Raw genomic sequence first — 18452 nt, 5'->3', positions numbered from 1 at the left:
AGCAGAGCACGGGGCAGCAGAGCACGGGGCAGCAGAGCACGGGGCAGGGCGTCGTGCCGGAACGAGGACAGAGGACCGCAGCGTGAGCGTGGCACCACCGACCAGTCATCCACGCCGGGCACGCACGGGCGCGCCGGGCAGCCTGACCCAGCGCACGGGGCGCGGCGAGCGGCCGGAGATGCCCAGCGGCCAGCTGCAGATCCAGCCGCCGCCCAAGGTGCAGCCCAGCGAGGGCGCGGCCGGCGTGGCGATGAACGCGATCCCGATGCTGGGCAGCCTCGGCTCCATCGTCCTGGTCGCCGGCCTGGCCGGGGACGGGCACAACCAGACCCTGCGCTTCATCGCGGCGGGCATGTTCCTGTTCGCCACGCTCGGCTTCATCGTGGTCCAGATCGACCGGCAGCGGAAGCAGCGCCAGCAGCAGGTGACCGGCTCGCGCACGGAGTACCTGCGCTACCTGTCCACGGTGCGCAGCGTCGCCCGCGACGCCGCCGACCAGCAGCGGGAGGCGCTGACCTGGATCCACCCCGAACCGACCGCGCTGCCGGCGCTGGCCGAGGACCGCTCGCGGGTGTGGGAGCGCTCGTCTTCCGACCCGGCGTTCCTGCAGGTGCGCTACGGCACGTGCGCCCAGCCGCTCGCCCTCGAGCTGGTGCCGCCGGAGGGCGCGCCCATCGACGACGTGGACCCTGCCTCCGCCTCGGCGCTGCACCGCCTGCTGGTGGTGCACCGGCTGCAGCCCGACCTGCCGGCCTCGATCGACCTGCGGGCCTTCGACCGGATCGAGGTCTGCGGTGGCGAGGAGGAGGCCCGCTCCCTGGTCCGGGCGCTGATGTGCTCCGCGGCGACGTTCGCCTCCCCGGAGAACCTGCAGGTCGCGGTGCTGTCCAGCGAGGCCTCCCTGGCGCACTGGGACTGGGTGAAGTGGCTGCCGCACGCCCACAGCCAGCACCACAACGACGCGGTCGGGCCGTCCCGGATGGTCACCACCTCCCTGTCCGACCTGGCCACGATGCTTCCCCCCGACCTCAGCGAGCGACCCCGGTTCGGGGCCGACGAGCGGCCGGCGTTGCCGCACATCCTGCTCATCACCGACGGCGTCGAGCTGCCGCCGGGCAACCACGTCGTGCCGCCCGACGGGCTGCACGGCGTCACCGTGATCGACCTTCCCGCCCGCTGGGGCGAGCTCGACAACCCGACGGCGCTGCGGCTGGAGATCGACGAGGACGCCCGCACCGCTGCAGGGGTAGGCGCCGCCTCGGTCCCGCTCGTCGCGGTCCGGCTGCGCACCGAGCCGGTGCGCGCCCGCGGTGACCAGTGCAGCACGGCGAGCGCGGAGGCGCTCGCGCGCCGGCTCACCCCGCTGTTCACGCCCAGTGCCGGCGCCACGGTGGGTGACGACGCCGTCGACATCACCGCGCCCACCGACTTCATGGACCTGCTCGGTCTCGGCGACGTGCGCGAGTTCGACCCGGCGGCCGCGTGGCGCTCCCGGCCGGCTCGCGACCGGCTCCGCGTGCCGATCGGCGTCGGCGACGGCGCGGCACCGGTGCACCTCGACATCAAGGAGTCCGCCCAGCAGGGCATGGGCCCGCACGGCCTGGTGATCGGCGCGACCGGCTCGGGCAAGTCGGAGTTCCTGCGCACCCTGGTGCTCGGCCTGGCCATGACGCACTCCCCGGAGCAGCTGAACATGGTGCTCGTCGACTTCAAGGGCGGCGCCACCTTCGCCGGCATGTCGCACCTGCCGCACGTCTCGGCGGTGATCACCAACCTGGCCCAGGAGCTCACCCTCGTGGACCGCATGCAGGACGCACTGTCGGGCGAGATGGTGCGTCGCCAGGAGCTGCTGCGCGACGCCGGCAACTTCGCCTCGATCCGCGACTACGAGAAGGCCAGGCTCTCCGGCGACCCCGCCGCCGCGGGCCTGGCGCCGATGCCGTCGCTGTTCATCGTCGTCGACGAGTTCTCCGAGATGCTCTCGGCCAAGCCCGAGTTCATCGACCTGTTCGTGGCCATCGGGCGCCTCGGCCGCTCGCTGGGCCTGCACCTGCTGCTCGCCTCGCAGCGGCTCGAGGAGGGGCGCCTGCGCGGCCTGGAGTCGCACCTGTCGTACCGGGTCGGGCTGCGCACCTTCAGCGCCCAGGAGTCCCGTGCGGTGCTCGGGGTGCCGGACGCCTACGAGCTGCCGGCGGTCCCCGGCCTCGGCTACCTCAAGCCCGACCCCACGCAGCTGACCCGGTTCAAGGCGGCGTACGTCTCCGGGCCGCCGGAGACCCACCGCAGGCGGGTGAGCCGCGACAGCGGCGGCAAGGTGCGCGGCATCCTGCCGTTCACGATCTCCGAGGTGCAGACCTTCGACGACCCGGTCTCCGATGAGCCCGTCCCCCAGGCGCCGGCGCCCGAGGACAGCGGCACCACGCTGCTCGACATCGCCGTCGCCCGGATGGAGGGCCGCGGCCCGGCCGCCCACCAGGTGTGGCTGCCGCCGCTGGACGTCCCCGACACCCTGGACGGGTTGATGGCGGACCTGGCGCCGCACCCCGAGCTCGGCCTGGTCTCGATGCACTGGCGCAAGGCCGGCAACCTGACCATCCCGCTGGGAACGGTGGACCGGCCCCGCGAGCAGCGGCGCGACACGCTCACCGTCAGCCTCAGCGGCGCGGCGGGCCACGTGGCGGTGGTCGGCGGGCCGCGCAGCGGCAAGTCGACGCTGCTGCGCACGATCGTGACCAGCCTGGCGCTGACCACCACCCCGCTGGAGTCGCAGTTCTACGTGCTCGACTTCGGCGGCGGCACGTTCGCGCCGTTGGCCGCGCTGCCGCACGTGGCGGGTGTCGGTGCGCGCTCCGAGCCCGAGGTGGTCCGTCGGATCTTCGCCGAGGTCAAGGGCATCGTCGACCGGCGCGAGGCCTACTTCCGCAGCCAGGGGATCGACTCGATCGAGACCTACCGTGCGCGCCGCGCCCAGGGGCGCGCCGACGACGGGTACGGCGACGTCTTCCTCGTCATCGACGGGTGGGGCACGCTGCGCACCGAGTTCGACGAGCTGGAGCTGCAGATCCAGCAGCTGGCCGGGCGCGGGCTCACGTTCGGGCTGCACGTGGTGACCTCCTCGACGCGGTGGCCCGACTTCCGCGCCGCGATGCGCGACGTGCTCGGCACCCGGCTCGAGCTGCGCCTGGGTGACCCGATCGACTCCGAGATCGACCGGAAGGTCGCCTCGTTGGTGCCGGCGAACCGGCCCGGCCGCGGCCTGGTGCCGGGCAAGCTGCACTTCCTCGGCGCGCTGCCGCGCATCGACGCCGTCTCCAGCGCGGAGAGCCTGGGCGACGGGGTGGATGCGTTGATCTCGGCGGTGGCGAAGGCGTGGCGGGGCCCGGCCGGGCCGAAGCTGCGGTTGCTGCCCGACCGCATCGCCCTCGACGAGGTGCGCTCGCTGGCCGGTGCCGCCACGGGTCGCCAGCTGTTGCTCGGCATCAACGAGAAGGAGCTGGCCCCGGTCGGGCTGGACGTGGATGCGGAGCCGCACCTGCTGCTCTTCGGTGACGGCAAGTCGGGCAAGTCCAACCTGCTGCGCAGCTACTGCCGCGAGGTGATGCGCACCCGGACGCCGGCGGAGGCGCAGATCGTGGTGGTCGACTACCGCCGCTCCCTGCTCGGCGAGGTGCCCGAGGAGTACCTGCTCAACTACCTGACGTCCGCGACCCAGGCGACGCCGGCGCTCAACGACCTCGCCACCTACCTGCAGAGCCGGATCCCGGGCCCGGAGGTGACTCCCGAGCAGCTGCGCAACCGGTCGTGGTGGTCGGGTGCGGAGGTGTTCGTCGTGGTCGACGACTACGACCTGGTCGCCACCCAGCAGAGCTCCCCGGTCGCGCTGCTGCAGCCGCTGCTCGCCCAGGCCCGCGACGTGGGTCTGCACGTGGTGGTGGCGCGCCGCTCCGGTGGTGCGTCCCGTGCGCTCTACGAGCCGGTGATCCAGTCGCTGCGCGACCTGGCGATGCCGGGCATCCTGCTCGCCGGCAACCGTGACGAGGGCGCGCTGATCGGCAACCTGCGCCCGGGTCCGGCGCAGCCGGGCCGGGGCCGGATCGTCACCCGGGACCGGGGCACCGAGACGCTTCAGCTGGCGTGGAGCGAGCCCTCGATCTGAGGCTCGTCGTCCTCGGGGCCGGCGGCGTCGTCGTCGCCGGCACCCCCGGGCGTGCCCGAGGCCACCGCCGCGGCCAACGCGGTGGTGATCGGCACGGCCAGCACGAGGCCGATCGAGGTGACCAGGGTGCGCACCACCTCCTCGGCGAGCTGCTCGGTGGAGAGCAGCTCGATCAGGGGCCGGTCGTAGACGCGCAGCAGCATCAGCAGGATCAGCGCCGTGCCGACGTAGGCGAACACGATCGTGTAGATCGTGGAGGCGATGTGGTCGCGCCCGATCCGCATCGCGCTGGTGAACACCTTCGTCCGCGACGCCTGCGGGTTGACCGCGCGCAGCTCCCACACCGCAGAGGCCTGGGTGATCGTGACGTCGTTGAGCACCCCCAGGCCGGCGATGACCAGGGCGCAGCCGAGCAGGTCGGTGAAGTCCAGCTCCCCGAAGGTCGCCAGGATCGCGGCGGACTCGTCGCTGACGCCGGTCAGGTGCGCATCGGAGATCGCGATGACGCCGATGCCCGCCGTCACCACGATCCCGAGCAGGGTCCCCGCCAGCGCGGTGCTCGTGCGCAGCGAGAAGCCGTGCGTGGTGTAGAGGACGACGAACATGATCGCCGAGGAGCCGGCCAGCGCGACGCCGACGCCCGGCGCGCCGTCGAGCAGCGCGGGGAGCACCCACCACCACACCACCACGGCCCCGAAGGCCAGCCCGATCAGGGCGAGCAGGCCCCGGACGCGGGCGATGACGAGCACCACGACCACGAACAGCAGGGCCAGCCAGATCAGCGTGCCGTCGCGCTCGGTGGCGAAGTAGGAGTACGACGCCGCCCCGTCGGTGCCCTCGGCTGCCGGCGTGCGCAGCAGCTCGACCCGGTCGCCCACGTCGATGCCCGAGTCCAGCACCTCCGGCGGGACCTGCACCTTGACCGGGTACTCCTCGCCGGCGACCTCGACGCTCAGCGTGCTGCAGCCCGACCCGTCGGGCAGGCCCTGCCCGCCGCAGCGCGGCGCCACCTCGACGACCTCGCCGCTGGGGAAGTCGACACCTGGCGCGGCGAACTGCGCGGCCTCTCCCCCGGCCTCGGCGCTGCGCTGGGCGGCGTCGCCCGGCGGCCACCACACGACCAGCGCGACCAGGGTCGCCAGCAGCGCGACGCCGAGTCCGCCGAGCAGGACGGTTCGGGCCGTCGTACCGACGTCGATCGTGGCGTGCTCGTTGTTCGCGCGATGTGCGTGTCCGCCACCCACGTGGACTCCTCCGTGCTCGGGGTCGACCGGCCGCGGGCCCCCGCAGCCTGGGCAAGACCGTAGTCGGCGACCACAGCCGGAGCAGAACGAGAACAGGTTATCGTCGCGGCCATGTCCGCACGTGTGGTCGGGGCAGGGCCCCTGCAGCAGGAGTACGACGTCGTCGTGGTCGGGTCCGGAGGTGGCGCGATGACCGGCGCCGCGCTGGCCGCCAAGGCGGGGATGAGCACGCTCGTGCTGGAGCGGACCCCACTGATCGGCGGCACGTCGGCGTACTCCGGTGGCGCCTGCTGGCTGCCCGGCAGCGACGTGCAGCGGCGCGCCGGGCTGCCGGACTCCACCGAAGGTGCGCGGGCCTACCTGGCCGCGGTGCTGCCCGCGGCGGATGAGGCGCGGGTGGAGGCGCTGCTGGCCGAGGCGCCGCTGCTGGTCGCCGAGCTGGAGTCCGACCCGCTCATGGAGCTGGAGTGGATCCCGTTCTCGGAGTACTACGACGCGCCCGGCCGGGTGCCGATGGGCCGCTCGGTGCAGCCCTCCGCGCTCAAGCGCGCCGACCTCGACCCGGCGCTGGGCGAGCTGCTGCGCCCGCCGGTGGAGCGGGACCGGGCCGGTCGACCGGGGCGCAGCACGCTGTCCGGAGGCCAAGCGCTGATCGCCCGGCTCGCCGCGATCACGCTGCGCGACGGCGGCACGATCGCCACCGGGCACCACGTCACCGAGCTGGTCCGCGACGCCGACGGCCGGCTGGCCGGGGTCCTCGCCGAGGGCCCCGAGGGCCCGGTGCGGGTCCGGGCGCGGCGCGGCGTGCTGATCGCCGCCGGCGGCTTCGAGGGCAGCGCCGAGCGGCGCTCGGCGCACGGCACCCCGGGGCGCGCGGCGTGGACGATGGCGCCGCGCGGCACCAACACCGGCGAGATCATCGACGCCGCGGCGGCCGTCGGGGCGGCGACCGACTTCTCCGGCGAGGGCTGGTTCTGCCCGGGCCTGCTGCAGCCCGACGGCAGCGGCAGCTTCACCCTCGGCTTGCGCGGCGGTTTGATCGTGGACGCGACCGGGCGCCGCTACGCCAACGAGTCCCTGCCCTACGACCGGTTCGGCCGGGAGATGGCCAAGGCGCCCGAGCGGCTGGAGTCGTGGTTCGTCTTCGACGCGTGCGAGGGCGGCGCGCTGCCCGCGATCGCGATGCCGGAGGGCGACCGCGAGGAGCACCTGGCGGCGGGCACCTGGGTGCGCGGCGAGACCCTCGACGAGCTCGCCCGGGCCGCCGGGCTGGACCCCACCACGCTGACGGAGACGGTGGAGCGGTTCAACTCGTTCGCCGCCGCCGGCGTCGACGAGGACTTCGGCCGTGGCCAGGACGAGTACGACACCTTCTTCGGCGGCGCCGGGTCGCCGAACAAGGCGCTGGTGCCGGTGGCCGAGGCGCCGTTCCACGCCGCGCGGGTGGTGCTGTCGGACCTGGGCACCAAGGGCGGGCTGGTCACCGACGCCGACGCGCGCGTCCTCGACGGTCAGGGACAGCCGATCCCGGGGCTCTACGCCACCAGCAACTCCACGGCCTCGGTGTTCGGCTCGGCCTACCCGGGGCCGGGGGCGCCGCTGGGCGCGGCGATGGCGTTCGCCTCGCGGGCGGTGCGGGACATGCTGCGCGCGCCCGCGGCGTCCGCGTAGACCGGGCGGGGGGCTGGGCGGGGCGTCAGTCGGTGGCGTCGAGCCGCGCCAGCACGGCCGTGGTGAGGTCTGCCAGGCGCAGCACGTCCTCGTGCGGCACGACGTCGAAGAACATCTCGCGGACCAGCTTCACGTGCGCGGGTGCCGCGGCCTCGATCGCGGCGCGGCCGGCGTCGGTGAGGTCGACGTAGGAGCCGCGGCGGTCGTCCGGGCAGTGCCGTCGTACGACGAGACCGCGGGCCTCCATCCGGGTGACCTGCTTGGACACCCGGCTCTTCTCCCAGGCCAGGCGCTCGCCGAGCTCGAACATCCGCGCCGAGCCGTCCGAGGCACGTTCGGAGGTGAGCTCGACGAGGATCGCGTAGTCGGCCAGCGACAGTCCGGAGGCCTCCTGGAGCTGCCGGTGGATCCGGGCGTTGAGCCGGGCGTGCACCTCCACCCAGCCGCGCCACGCGCGCTGCTCGTCGGGGCCCAGCCAGGGGGTGCTCATCGGCTCCATCGTATCCGGCGTTGTTGACATATCCACTACCCCGTGCCCCCGCGCACCGACCCCGGTCAGTGCAATTGGTCACGTCCCCGTCTCAGCGCTGGGTTCGATTCCGCCGCCGCGAGCCGCCCGGCCTACGATCAGGCGATTTGTTTGACGACAGAGGGGAAGCCGTGAGCGTCACCGAGGACAAGTTCACCCGCTGGAAGCAGTACGAAGAGCTGGCGGAGGCGATGATCCCGATCGTCGGCCGGCTGCACCGCGAGAAGGACGTCACGATCCTGCTGCACAGCCGCTCGCTGGTGAACAAGTCGGTGGTGAGCATCCTCAAGACCCACCGCTTCGCCCGGATGATCGAGGGCGAGGAGCTGTCGGTCGTCGACACCTTCCCCATGCTGCAGGCCATCGCCGACCTCGACCTCGGCGCCGCCAAGATCGACCTCGCCCAGCTCCTCGCTGCGTACAAGGCCTCCGACAAGAGCCTGTCCATCGCCGACTTCACCGCGCAGGCGCTCGCCGGCGCCACCGGTGAGAACAAGGCCTCGGCCCCCGGCCCGCAGGACGTCGTGCTCTACGGCTTCGGTCGCATCGGCCGCCTTGTCGCGCGCCTGCTCGTGGAGAAGTCCGGCTCCGGCAACGGCCTGCGCCTGCGCGCCGTCGTCGTGCGCAAGGCCAAGGGCGACGACCTGAAGAAGCGCGCCTCGCTGCTGCGCCGCGACTCGATCCACGGTGCCTTCAACGGGTCGATCACGGTCGACGAGGAGAAGAACCAGATCATCGCCAACGGCAACGTGATCCAGGTGATCTACAGCAACGACCCGAGCGAGGTGGACTACACCGAGTACGGGATCAACGACGCGATCCTCATCGACAACACCGGGATCTGGCGTGACCGCGAGGGCCTGTCCAAGCACCTGCGCCCCGGCATCGCCAAGGTGCTGCTCACCGCTCCCGGCAAGGGCGACGTGCCCAACATCGTGCACGGCGTGAACCACCGCGAGGTGGACCCGGCGGAGAAGGTGCTCTCCTGCGCCTCCTGCACCACCAACGCGATCGTCCCGCCGCTGAAGGCGATGGAGGACGAGTTCGGCATCACCCGCGGCCACGTGGAGACGGTGCACTCGTTCACCAACGACCAGAACCTGCTGGACAACTTCCACAAGGCCGACCGCCGCGGCCGCTCCGCCCCGATGAACCTGGTGATCACCGAGACCGGCGCGGCCTCCGCGGTCGCCAAGGTGCTCCCCGACCTGGACGCCAAGATCACCGGCAACTCGATCCGGGTGCCCACGCCCGACGTGTCGATCGCGATCCTCAGCCTCACGCTCAAGCGCGAGACCACGCGCGAGGAGGTGCTCAGCCACCTGCGCCAGGCGTCGCTGACCGGTCCGCTGGCGCGCAACCTCGACTACACCGAGGCCACCGACGCCGTGTCCAGCGACTTCATCGGCTCCCGGGCAGCCTCGATCGTGGACGCCAACGCCGCGATCGTCGACGGCGACTCGGCGATCCTCTACGTCTGGTACGACAACGAGTTCGGCTACTCCTGCCAGGTGGTGCGCACCGTGCAGCACATCTCCGGCGTGGAGTACCCCACGCTGCCCGCGCCCGCCGGGGCGTGAGCGAGCACTGAGCGAGCACTGAGCAACCACGGCAGCGGCCGGTCCTTCGGGACCGGCCGCTGCTGCGTTCCGGCTCAGCGGACGATGAGGTCGTCGCGGCGCTCGGCGCGCAGGGAGGCGACGTAGTCGGGGACCAGGATCGCGCTGAGCGGCGCGAGCTTGAGCACGCCGCCGAGGGCGCCCTCCACCGCGATCTGGCGGCGGGCGATGGCCAGCGGGAGGTTGAGCCGGCCCTGGAAGTAGGCGTTGGCGAACGCCGCCTTCACCCGCATCACGACGGTGGGCTCAGGCAGGTCCTCGGCGGCCCCGATCCGGCCGCCCGGCATGTCCACGACCAGCTCGCTGGCGGGCTCGGTGAACACCAGGCGCAGCACCACGGCGCTGTCCCGCAGCCGGGGACCGATCTCGGGGTGGGCGAACCCGGTGAGGAAGACACCGCCGACGAAGTGCCGGACCTCGTCCGCGTCCTTGAAGCCCATGGTCTCGCGCCCTCGCCTCGCACCTCGTGACTCTCGTCGGGCACTGTACTCACCGGCTGGGAGAAGCCCCTGTAGCGCACGTGACGTCGAACACCTCGACCCCCCTGGTTTTGTGCGGGCCCGGGGCATCGTGTAACGCTGGAATCACTGAGACCTCCTCGCCCGAGGGGGCCGCCCACGTGCGCTGAGGCCCGCGACGACGTGGAGCGACATCGGATCACGATGAGGTAGTCGCGGGCGCGGGAGAACCGAGCACCACGCCGCCCCCCTTCACCGGGGCGCGGCTCGGGGCGAAGGAGCACGTTCTACGTGCCCTGGGCACCAGCAGCCCAAGTCCGACAGGTCCCCTTTCGCAAGCGTCGCTGTGGAGCAACTCGTATGTCCCTGTCCTTGCTGCGCGCCGGTGCGCGCATCCTTCTCCTCCCCCTCGTCCTGTCGCTGTTCCTGCTGGCGCCGGGCACGGCGCACGCCAAGGACGCAGAGCTCATCCCGTCCACCGCGGTGCAGTGGAAGGCGAAGACCCAGGCCGAGATGAAGGCCCGGGCCGAGCGCCGCGTCGAGAAGCGCAAGCGGATCGCGGCCAAGCGCAAGAAGGCCGTCGTGCGCGTGCTGCGGGCGGTGAAGTCGCGGGCCGGCAAGCCCTACGCCTACGGCTCGGCCGGCCCGAACTCCTTCGACTGCTCGGGCCTGACCCAGTGGTCCTACCGCAAGGCCGGCAAGAGCCTGCCGCGCACCTCGGGTGCCCAGGCCAGCAAGGCCCAGCGCGTCAAGAAGCCGCGCAAGGGCGACCTGGTCTTCTTCGCCAAGGGCGGCCGGGTCTACCACGTCGGCATCTACGCCGGGAACAACTCGCTGTGGCACGCCTCGCGTCCCGGTACCCCGGTCCGCAAGGAGAAGATCTGGAACGCCGCCCACTTCTACGGCCGGGTCTGACCCGCACCTCGCAAGGACCCGCCCCGGTTCTCCGGGGCGGGTCCTTGCGCGTCCGGGGCCCACTCGCCCCCGGTAGCGTCGGCGGCGTGACGATCCACGTCGACGACATGCAGCTGCCCGCCCGGGTCGGGCGCATGGACGGCGTCTGGTCGCACCTGCTCTCCGACCTGCCGGGCGCCGCCGGGCACGACGAGCTCGTCGCGTTCGCCGCGCGGCTCGGCATCGAGGCACGCTGGATCCAGAACGAGGGCACGGCGACCGAGCACTTCGACCTCACCGAGCCGCTGCGGCAGCGGGCACTGGCGCTGGGCGCGGTGCCGGTGCGTTACGGCCGGGCAGTTGCGGCGATCACCCGGGCCAAGCGCGAGCACGAGGCATCCGGCCAGGCATCCGGCCAGGCACCCGGGCCCGCGACCGGGTTCAGCGGCCGGTGAACCGGGGCGGGCGCCGCTCGGCGAAGGAGGCCAGGGCCCCCGCCAGGTCGTCGCTGACCAGGAAGGCGGCGTTCCACACCGCGGTGTAGCGCAGCCCCGCCTCGACGCGCGGGCCGCGCTCGGCGTCGAGGACGTCCTTGACGCCGCGCAGCACCAGGGGCGAGTTCGCCGCCATCCGCGCCGCGAGCTCCACCGCTCCCGCCCGGGCGGCCTCGGCGTCGGGGTGCACGTGGTTGACCAGGCCGATCCGTTCGGCGCGGGCCGCATCGATGTCGTCACCGGTCAGCGCCAGCTCGCGCAGGTGGCCGTCGCCGACGAGGCCGACCAGGCGCTGCAGGCTGCCGAGGTCGGCGACGATGCCCATCTTCGCCTCGCGCACGCTGAACATCGCGTCCGCCGAGGCGACCCGGACATCGCACGCCGCGGCGAGGTCGACTCCCCCGCCCACGCACCACCCGCTGACGGCGGCCACGGTCGGCTTGCGGCTGCGCGCCACCGTGTCCACCAGGTGCTGCCAGCGCCGGATCAGCTCCAGCAGCTCCAGCCGCGGCCCGGCCCCGGCGGCGCCGAAGAGCGGGCCGAAGGTCTGCTGCGCCTCGGCGAGGTCCAGCCCGAACGAGAAGTGCGGCCCGGCACCGGTGAGCACGAGGGCGCGCACGTCGGGGTCGGCGTCCAGCGACGCGACGGCCGCTCCGAGCTCGTCGAAGAACCGGCCGTCCATCACCGCCTTGCCGCCCGGCCCGGCGAGGGCGAGGACCGCGACCTGGTCGTGGCGGGTGACCTGCAGCGCGCGGTCGTCGCGCAGGTGGGACGGGTCGTGGGGCATGGGGGTCTCCTCCGCTGTCGCCGGGCGCCCGCACAGGGGGGCCCTCACCAGCGAACCAGATCCCACGGCTTCGCGCGATGCACCCGGACCCACGGGATGCGGACCCGCACGGTGTCCTCACCGGGACGTGGCCATACTGACCCCGATGAGCGCACTGGGATCCACCGCAGCCGACACCGCAGTCGACACCGCAGTCGACACCGCCGGCCTCGACCGGGCCGACGCCCTCGCGGCCACCCTGGAGCACCGGTTCAGCTGCCGCGGCTTCCTGCCCGAGCCCGTCCGACCCGACACGCTGCGGCGGCTGTTCACCCTGGCCCAACGCACGCCGTCGTGGTGCAACTCCCAGGCCTGGCAGGTGCACCTGCTCTCGGGCGAGGACGTCGTCGCGCTGAGCGAGCGGCTCACCGAGCGGGTGCTCTCCGGCGCCGAGCAGCCGGACATCCCCGGGCCGGAGCGGTACGAGGGCGTCTACGCCGAGCGTCGTCGTACCTGCGGCAGGGGGTTGTACGACGCCGTCGGCGTCGCCCGCGAGGACAGCGAGGGCCGGCTGCGGCAGATGCTGGAGAACTTCCAGTTCTTCGGTGCTCCCCACGTCGCGATCGTCACCAGCCCGCAGGCGCTGGGCACCTACGGCGTCATGGACTGCGGCGGCTACGTGGCCAACCTCCTCAACCTCGCCGACGCGCTCGGCCTGGGCGCCATCGCGCAGGGCGCCATCGGCATGTACGCCGACGCCGTGCGCGCGCACCTCGACCTGCCCGAGGACCGCTGGGTGGTCTGCGCCGTGGCGCTGGGCCATGCCGACCCGGACCACCCCGCGAACCGGTTCCGCACCGAGCGCGAGGACGTCGACGTCGCGGTCACCGGGCTTCCCGACCCGACCTGAGCACCGGCCTGAGGACTACCTGACGCAACTGCAGGGCATGCACCCTCCGCGCCGCCTACGATGGGCGCCCGCACCAGGAGGAACGCCGATGAAGGAGCGTCAGGGCCGACGCAACGAGGGTCTGCGCGCGGGTTGGTTCGCCGCCGCCAACGAGATCCTCGCCGGGGAGGGCTACGGCGCGCTCAAGCTCGCCACCCTGTGTCGCCGCCTGGGCGTCACCACCGGCGCGTTCTACCACTCCTTCGACAGCTGGCAGGCCTTCACCGACGCGCTGCTGGACGCCTGGCTGACCGAGCGCACCGACCACACCGCCCAGATCGTGCGGACCGAGAAGGATCCCGCGACCCGGCTGCGCCTCATGATCGGCGCCGGCAGCGAGCTGCTGCACGCCACCGAGGCCGCGATCCGGGTCTGGGCCGGCGTGGACGAGCGGGTCGCCCGCGTGCAGCGCGAGGTCGACCACCGCCGCTACGAGGTCGTGTTCGAGGCGGCGAGCGACCTGGTCGGCCCCGACCGCGCCGAGGCCTACACGGTGTGGGCGCTGAGCACCCTGGTCGGCTACGAGATGCTGGCCGCCGAGCACGACCACTCGCACCTGCTGTGGGCACTCGAGCAGGTCCTCGCCCAGGCCGAGGACGAGGCCTCCCGCCGCACCGACTAGGTCGGCCTGGGTCGGGCTGCGTCGGCTCCGGATCGGGGGGGGTTAGGTTCCCGGTCCCGACTGGCGGTCCGGCACGTCCGGGGGCACGTCCGGGTCCGTGGGGGGCAGCGAGGTCACGTCCTCGTCCGGCTCGTCGACGTCCGCCTCGGCCATCAGGTAGCGGCTCACCCACCCGTCGCGGTGTCGCATCGGGTGGACGGGCTCGGGCACCATCCGGTCCTCCGCGGCGTCCCAGAACCGGTCCACCCGGGAGGCGACACCCCGCGCCATGCGCCCGCCCACGCCCTGGTGCGGCAGGTGCGGGTGCGGTCGCGTCGGCACCCGCGTCTCGCTGTTGTAGAGCTCCAGGGCGAGCGAGTCGGCATCCGCGGGCGTGATCGCGGCGGCCAGCTCGTCGACCAGCTCGGTCTCGATGTCCCAGAAGGCGGCCAGCTCGCTCTCGACCGGCAGCCACACCTCCGCCCACGGCTGCCGCACGGCGTAGGAGGAGCCGTAGAGCTTCGACTTCGCGGCGAAGAGCGCCTCCTCCAGCCGCCGACTCTGCCGCGCCAGCGCCCGGGCCCGGTCCCGGCCGTCCCCCAGGTGCCGGCGCGCGGCCGGCCCCAGCACCGCGTTCGCCGCGGAGACGTGCCGGCTCGCGGTGGCCAGGAACGGGTCGATCGCGGCGGTCATGGCGTGTGGTCGCTGAGCCGTGGGATGGCTGGTCTCTGCGACGCGCAGCCGCTCGGTGAGCAGCTCGTGCGTCCTGGCGACGCTGTCGTTCAGGGTCTGGGTCACAACTCGTCCCCCTCCCGAGATCGGTGTCCTTCGAGTGTGCACCCGCCCGATCACGGTGCCAAGCGCCGCAGGACGACGGTGCCCGGGGCGCCGAGGGCTACATTCGGCCCGTGCCCTCCACCGCCTCACAGCTGCGGCGACTCGGTGTCGCGGAGGTCTCCGACGACGCCGCCGTGCTCGGGGCCTACTCCTCCGACGCCTCGCTCTACCGGGTGCCGCCCGCGGCCGTCGCCTTCCCCCGCACCCCCGACGACGTACGACGTGCGCTGCTCGCCGCCCGCGAGCTGGGCCTGCCGCTGACCACGCGCGGCGCGGGCACCTCGGTGGCGGGCAACGCGATCGGCAGCGGCCTGGTCCTCGACCTCTCCCGGCACCTGGACCGGGTGATCTCGGTGGACCCGGGCACGGCGACCGCGGTGGTGCAGCCCGGCGTGGTGCAGGCCGACCTGCAGCGGGCGGCGGCGCCGTACGGCCTGCGGTTCGGGCCGGACCCCTCCACCAGCTCGCGCTGCACGATCGGCGGGATGATCGGCAACGACGCGTGCGGCGCGCGTTCGCTGGCGCACGGGCGGACCTCGCACAACGTGCTCGGCCTGCGGGCGCTGCTGGCCGACGGCTCGGAGCTCCTCACCGGCTACGACGCCGAGGGCCGACCGACCGCGACGCTGAGCCCCGCCGCCCCCGCAGGCACCGATGGCTCTGGTGGTGCGGACGTGCTGGAGCGGCTGCGGGCACTCGTCGCCACGGACCTGGCGACGCTGCGCACCTCGTTCGGCACCTTCGGCCGGCACGTCTCCGGCCTCGCGCTGCACCACCTGCTGCCCGAGAACGGCTTCGACCTGACCCGGGCCCTGGTCGGCTCCGAGGGCACGCTGGCCGTGGTCACCGAGGCGACCCTGCGGCTGGTCCGCGACCCCGCGGAGCGGCTGCTGGTGGTGCTGGGCTTCGACGACTTCCCCGCCGCCGGGTACGCCGCGCCGGCGGTCCTCGAGCACGCGCCGTCGGCGTGCGAGGGCCTGGACCGGCGGATCGTGGACGTGATCGTGGAACGCAAGGGCGCGCACGCCGTACCTCCGCTGCCCGCAGGCCAGGCCTGGCTGTTCACCGAGATCTCCGGCGAGGACGCGGCCGAGGTCCGCGACCGCGCCGAGCGGCTGGCCGCGGCCGGGCTGGGCGTCTCCGCGCTGGTCGTCGACGACCCGGCCGCGGCGGCGGCGCTGTGGCGGATCCGCGCCGACGGCGCCGGCCTGGCCGGGCGCGCCCCGTCCGGGCGCCCGGCGTGGGCCGGCTGGGAGGACTCCGCGGTGCCGCCGGCCCGGCTGGGCGACTACCTGGCCGCGCTTGAGGAGCTGCTGGCTGTGCACGGCCTGACCGCGATGCCGTTCGGCCACTTCGGCGAGGGCTGCCTGCACGTCCGTCTCGACTTCGCCTTCGACGCCCCCGACGGCCCGGAGCGCTACCGCGCCTTCATCGGCGCCGCCGCCGACCTGGTGGCCTCCTTCGGCGGCTCGCTGTCCGGGGAGCACGGCGACGGCCGGGCCCGCAGCGAGTGGCTGCCGCGGATGTACCCGACCGCCGCGCTGCGCCTGATGGCCGAGGTCAAGCGCATCCTGGACCCCGACGACCTGCTGAACCCCGGCCTGCTGGCCGACCCGGCCGGGGTCGCCTCGAGCACCGCGGACCTGCGCTACACCGCCGACACCCGCACGCCGCCGCCACGGCACGGCCTCGCCCTGGCCTACACCAGCGACGGCGGCGACTTCTCCCGGGCGGTGCACCGCTGCACCGGGGTGGGCGCGTGCCGCGCCCCCGTCGCCACCACCCCCAGCGGTGGCGCCGTCAGCGCCGGCGGCGGCGTCATGTGCCCCTCGTTCCAGGCCACCCACGACGAGATCCACTCCACCCGCGGCCGGGCCCGACTGCTGCAGGAGATCGTCAACGCCGACAGCGACCTGGAGTGGTCCTCACCCGCCGTGCACGAGGCGCTCGACCTGTGCCTGGCCTGCAAGGGCTGCGCCTCGGACTGCCCGACCGGCACCGACCTGGCCAGCTACAAGGCCGAGGTGCTGCACCAGACCTACCGACGCCGGTTGCGCCCGCGCAGCCACTACGCCCTGGGCTGGCTGCCGCGCTGGGCGCGGCTGGCCTCGCGCGTGCCCGGCGCGGCCAACCGGGTGCTGGGCTGGGCGCCCACCCGCACGCTCGCGCTGCGCGCCGCCGGGGTGGACACCCGGCGCCGGATGCCGGCGTTCGCACCGCGACCGTTCCGTCGTACCTTCACCGGCGCGGCCGGCTCGGTCGGCGCGGCCGGTGGGGCAGGTACGACGCCGCGCACCCCGGTGCTGCTGTTCGTCGACTCGTTCTCCGAGCACTTCGCACCGCAGGTCGCCGAGGCGACGGTGGCGGTGCTGCGCGACGCCGGCTACGAGCCGCACCTGACCGCGCGACCGGAGTGCTGCGGCCTGTCCTGGATCAGCACCGGCCAGCTCGACGGCGCCCGGCGCCGGCTGCGCTCGCTGGTCGAGGCGATGGCCCCGGACGCCCGCGCGGGTGTGCCGATCGTCGGGCTGGAGCCCTCCTGCACCGCGGTGCTGCGGCACGAGCTGGTCGAGCTGGTACCCGGCGAGGACGCGCGGGCGGTGGCCGCGGCGGCCGTGACGCTCGCCGAGCTGCTCACCGGCACCGAGGGCTGGACCCCGCCCGACCTGAGCGGGCTCGACGTCGTGGCGCAGCCGCACTGCCACCACCACGCGGTGCTGGGCTGGTCGACCGACGCGGCCCTGCTGCGCGGGGCGGGTGCCCGGGTGCGCGCGCTGTCCGGCTGCTGCGGGATGGCCGGCAACTTCGGTGTCGAGCAGGGCCACTACGAGGTGTCGGTGGCGATCGCCGGCCAGCACCTGCTGCCCGCGCTGGCGCAGCCGCCCGCACCCAGGGCCCAGCGGGTGGTGCTCGCCGACGGGTTCTCCTGCCGCACCCAGCTCGACGAGCTCGCGCCGGACGCCCGCCCGGTCCACCTCGCCCAGCTCCTGGCCCGCGACCTGACCACCTGAGGACCGCACCGCCGCGGCACCGACCTGCCCCACGCCCCGAACGAGGAGAGACGATGAGCACCCCCACCCCGCCAGAGACCGCCGACGAGGCGCCGGTGCTGCTGCGCCGCGAGGGGCGCGCGGCGTACGTGGTGCTCAACCGGCCCCGGGCGATCAACGCCCTGACCCACGAGATGGTGCGGCTGATCAGCGACGCACTGAGCGACTGGGCCGACGACGACGGCGTGCGCACCGTGGTGCTCACCGGCGCCGGCGAACGCGGGCTGTGCGCGGGCGGCGACATCGTCGCGATGTGGCGCGACGCGAAGGACGGCGGCACCGCCACCGCGGCGTTCTGGGCCGATGAGTACCGGCTGAACCTGCAGGTCGCGCAGTACCCCAAGCCGTACGTCGCGGTGATGGACGGCCTCGTGCTGGGCGGCGGCATCGGCCTCTCGGCGCACGCCGGGCACCGGGTGGTCACCGAGCGCTCCTCGCTCGGCATGCCCGAGACCGGCATCGGCTTCCTGCCCGACGTGGGCGGCACCTTCCTGCTCTCCCACGCCCCCGGCGAGACCGGCACCCACCTCGCGCTGACCGCGGGGTCCGCCGGGGCCGGCGACGCGATCGCGATGGGGCTGGCCGACCACTACCTGCCCAGCGAGCGGATCGACGCGCTCCTCACCGCGCTGGCGCACCGCGACGCCGACGAGGTGCTGGCCGACCTCACCGAGCCCGCCCCCGGCTCCGGCCTGCTGGCCGCTCGCCCCTGGCTGGACGAGGCCTACGCCGGCGCGGACGCGCTGGAGATCGTCGGGCGGCTGCGGGCACTCGGCTCCGCCGAGGCGGTGCGCGCCGCGGACGCGATCGAGGCGAAGTGCCCCACCTCGGTGCAGGTGACGCTGCGCGCGCTGCGGGAGGCGGCCGCGATGAACAGCCTCGGGCCGGCGCTCGACCTCGAGTACCGGCTCGCGCGGCGGCTGCACGCCCGTCCCGACTTCGCCGAGGGCGTGCGTGCCCAGGTCGTCGACAAGGACCGCGACCCGCGCTGGCAGCCCGCGCACCTCGCCGAGGTCGACGACGCCGAGGTCGAGGCGTGCTTCGCCGGTCTGGGCGGCGACGAGCTCGGCCTGGGGCCTGGGGGTCTGGGCGCGGTCTGACCGGCCGGTAGCCGACGCTACGTTCCGCTCGCCGGAACAGGGGGCTGCGTGCGGCCCGGCCTGTCCTCCTAGCGTCTGCTTGGA

The 18452-nt window shown here is 73.9% G+C and carries 14 protein-coding genes; 9 read left to right on the top strand and 5 right to left on the bottom strand.

Annotated elements, in window-relative coordinates; translation table 11 throughout:
* Nucleotides 1-178: 178 nt before the first annotated feature.
* A complete protein-coding gene (gene eccCa, locus KG111_RS01400; protein ID WP_205293025.1) occupies nucleotides 179-4156 on the top strand; it encodes a type VII secretion protein EccCa in 3978 nt (1325 codons plus the stop codon).
* Here eccCa and KG111_RS01395 read toward each other — a convergent pair.
* The gene (locus tag KG111_RS01395; protein ID WP_249666249.1) at nucleotides 4126-5400 is read right to left on the bottom strand and encodes a YibE/F family protein; all 1275 of its coding nucleotides are present in this window, start codon (nucleotides 5398-5400) and stop codon (nucleotides 4126-4128) included. The two genes, eccCa and KG111_RS01395, sit on opposite strands and share 31 nt — an antisense overlap.
* Before the next feature lie 111 nt (nucleotides 5401-5511).
* Between KG111_RS01395 and KG111_RS01390 the strand changes: the two genes are divergently transcribed.
* Nucleotides 5512-7071 (top strand): FAD-dependent oxidoreductase, encoded by a 1560-nt coding sequence (locus KG111_RS01390; protein ID WP_205293015.1) that lies wholly within the window; start codon nucleotides 5512-5514, stop codon nucleotides 7069-7071.
* 25 nt (nucleotides 7072-7096) lie between these two features.
* On the opposite strand, the gene KG111_RS01385 is transcribed toward KG111_RS01390, so the two are convergent.
* Nucleotides 7097-7561 carry a MarR family winged helix-turn-helix transcriptional regulator gene (locus KG111_RS01385; RefSeq protein ID WP_240196175.1) on the bottom strand — a complete coding sequence of 155 codons (465 nt, stop codon included), beginning with the start codon at nucleotides 7559-7561 and terminating at the stop codon, nucleotides 7097-7099.
* Nucleotides 7562-7731: 170 nt separating this feature from the next.
* Here KG111_RS01385 and KG111_RS01380 point away from each other — a divergent pair, with 170 nt between their 5' ends.
* On the top strand, nucleotides 7732-9180 hold the full coding sequence (locus KG111_RS01380; protein ID WP_205293017.1) for a glyceraldehyde-3-phosphate dehydrogenase: 1449 nt from the start codon (nucleotides 7732-7734) through the stop codon (nucleotides 9178-9180).
* Nucleotides 9181-9254: 74 nt separating this feature from the next.
* Here KG111_RS01380 and KG111_RS01375 read toward each other — a convergent pair whose 3' ends face one another.
* Nucleotides 9255-9659 carry a sterol carrier protein gene (locus tag KG111_RS01375; RefSeq protein WP_205293018.1) on the bottom strand — a complete coding sequence of 135 codons (405 nt, stop codon included), beginning with the start codon at nucleotides 9657-9659 and terminating at the stop codon, nucleotides 9255-9257.
* 378 nt (nucleotides 9660-10037) lie between these two features.
* Between KG111_RS01375 and KG111_RS01370 the strand changes: the two genes are divergently transcribed.
* The gene (locus tag KG111_RS01370; RefSeq protein WP_205293019.1) at nucleotides 10038-10592 is read left to right on the top strand and encodes a C40 family peptidase; all 555 of its coding nucleotides are present in this window, start codon (nucleotides 10038-10040) and stop codon (nucleotides 10590-10592) included.
* 86 nt (nucleotides 10593-10678) lie between these two features.
* Nucleotides 10679-11026, top strand: coding sequence for a DUF4031 domain-containing protein (locus tag KG111_RS01365; RefSeq protein WP_205293020.1), 348 nt, complete (start codon nucleotides 10679-10681; stop codon nucleotides 11024-11026).
* On the opposite strand, the gene KG111_RS01360 is transcribed toward KG111_RS01365, so the two are convergent.
* Nucleotides 11013-11852 (bottom strand): crotonase/enoyl-CoA hydratase family protein, encoded by an 840-nt coding sequence (locus KG111_RS01360; RefSeq protein WP_205293021.1) that lies wholly within the window; start codon nucleotides 11850-11852, stop codon nucleotides 11013-11015. The two genes, KG111_RS01365 and KG111_RS01360, sit on opposite strands and share 14 nt — an antisense overlap.
* Nucleotides 11853-11997: 145 nt before the next feature.
* Between KG111_RS01360 and KG111_RS01355 the strand changes: the two genes are divergently transcribed.
* Together KG111_RS01355 and KG111_RS01350 are read left to right on the top strand one after the other, a co-directional pair.
* Nucleotides 11998-12741: a nitroreductase gene (locus KG111_RS01355; RefSeq protein ID WP_205293022.1), complete on the top strand. Its 744-nt coding sequence runs from the start codon at nucleotides 11998-12000 to the stop codon at nucleotides 12739-12741.
* Nucleotides 12742-12829: 88 nt separating this feature from the next.
* Entirely contained in the window at nucleotides 12830-13402 is a 573-nt protein-coding gene (locus tag KG111_RS01350; RefSeq protein WP_205293023.1) for a TetR/AcrR family transcriptional regulator, read from the top strand.
* Nucleotides 13403-13444: 42 nt separating this feature from the next.
* Here KG111_RS01350 and KG111_RS01345 read toward each other — a convergent pair whose 3' ends face one another.
* A complete protein-coding gene (locus tag KG111_RS01345) occupies nucleotides 13445-14179 on the bottom strand; it encodes a hypothetical protein (RefSeq protein ID WP_205293024.1) in 735 nt (244 codons plus the stop codon).
* Nucleotides 14180-14289: 110 nt separating this feature from the next.
* Here KG111_RS01345 and KG111_RS01340 point away from each other — a divergent pair, with 110 nt between their 5' ends.
* Together KG111_RS01340 and KG111_RS01335 are read left to right on the top strand one after the other, a co-directional pair.
* A complete protein-coding gene (locus KG111_RS01340) occupies nucleotides 14290-17229 on the top strand; it encodes an FAD-binding and (Fe-S)-binding domain-containing protein (RefSeq protein WP_249666248.1) in 2940 nt (979 codons plus the stop codon).
* A 53-nt stretch (nucleotides 17230-17282) separates the two neighbouring features.
* Nucleotides 17283-18368 carry an enoyl-CoA hydratase/isomerase family protein gene (locus KG111_RS01335; RefSeq protein ID WP_205292537.1) on the top strand — a complete coding sequence of 362 codons (1086 nt, stop codon included), beginning with the start codon at nucleotides 17283-17285 and terminating at the stop codon, nucleotides 18366-18368.
* Nucleotides 18369-18452: the final 84 nt, after the last annotated feature.

Source organism: Nocardioides faecalis, assembly GCF_018388425.1.
Taxonomy (GTDB): Bacteria; Actinomycetota; Actinomycetes; order Propionibacteriales; family Nocardioidaceae; genus Nocardioides; species Nocardioides faecalis.
The sequence above is the reverse complement of the archived record's forward strand: the minus strand, read 5'-3'. Positions and strand labels throughout refer to the sequence as shown.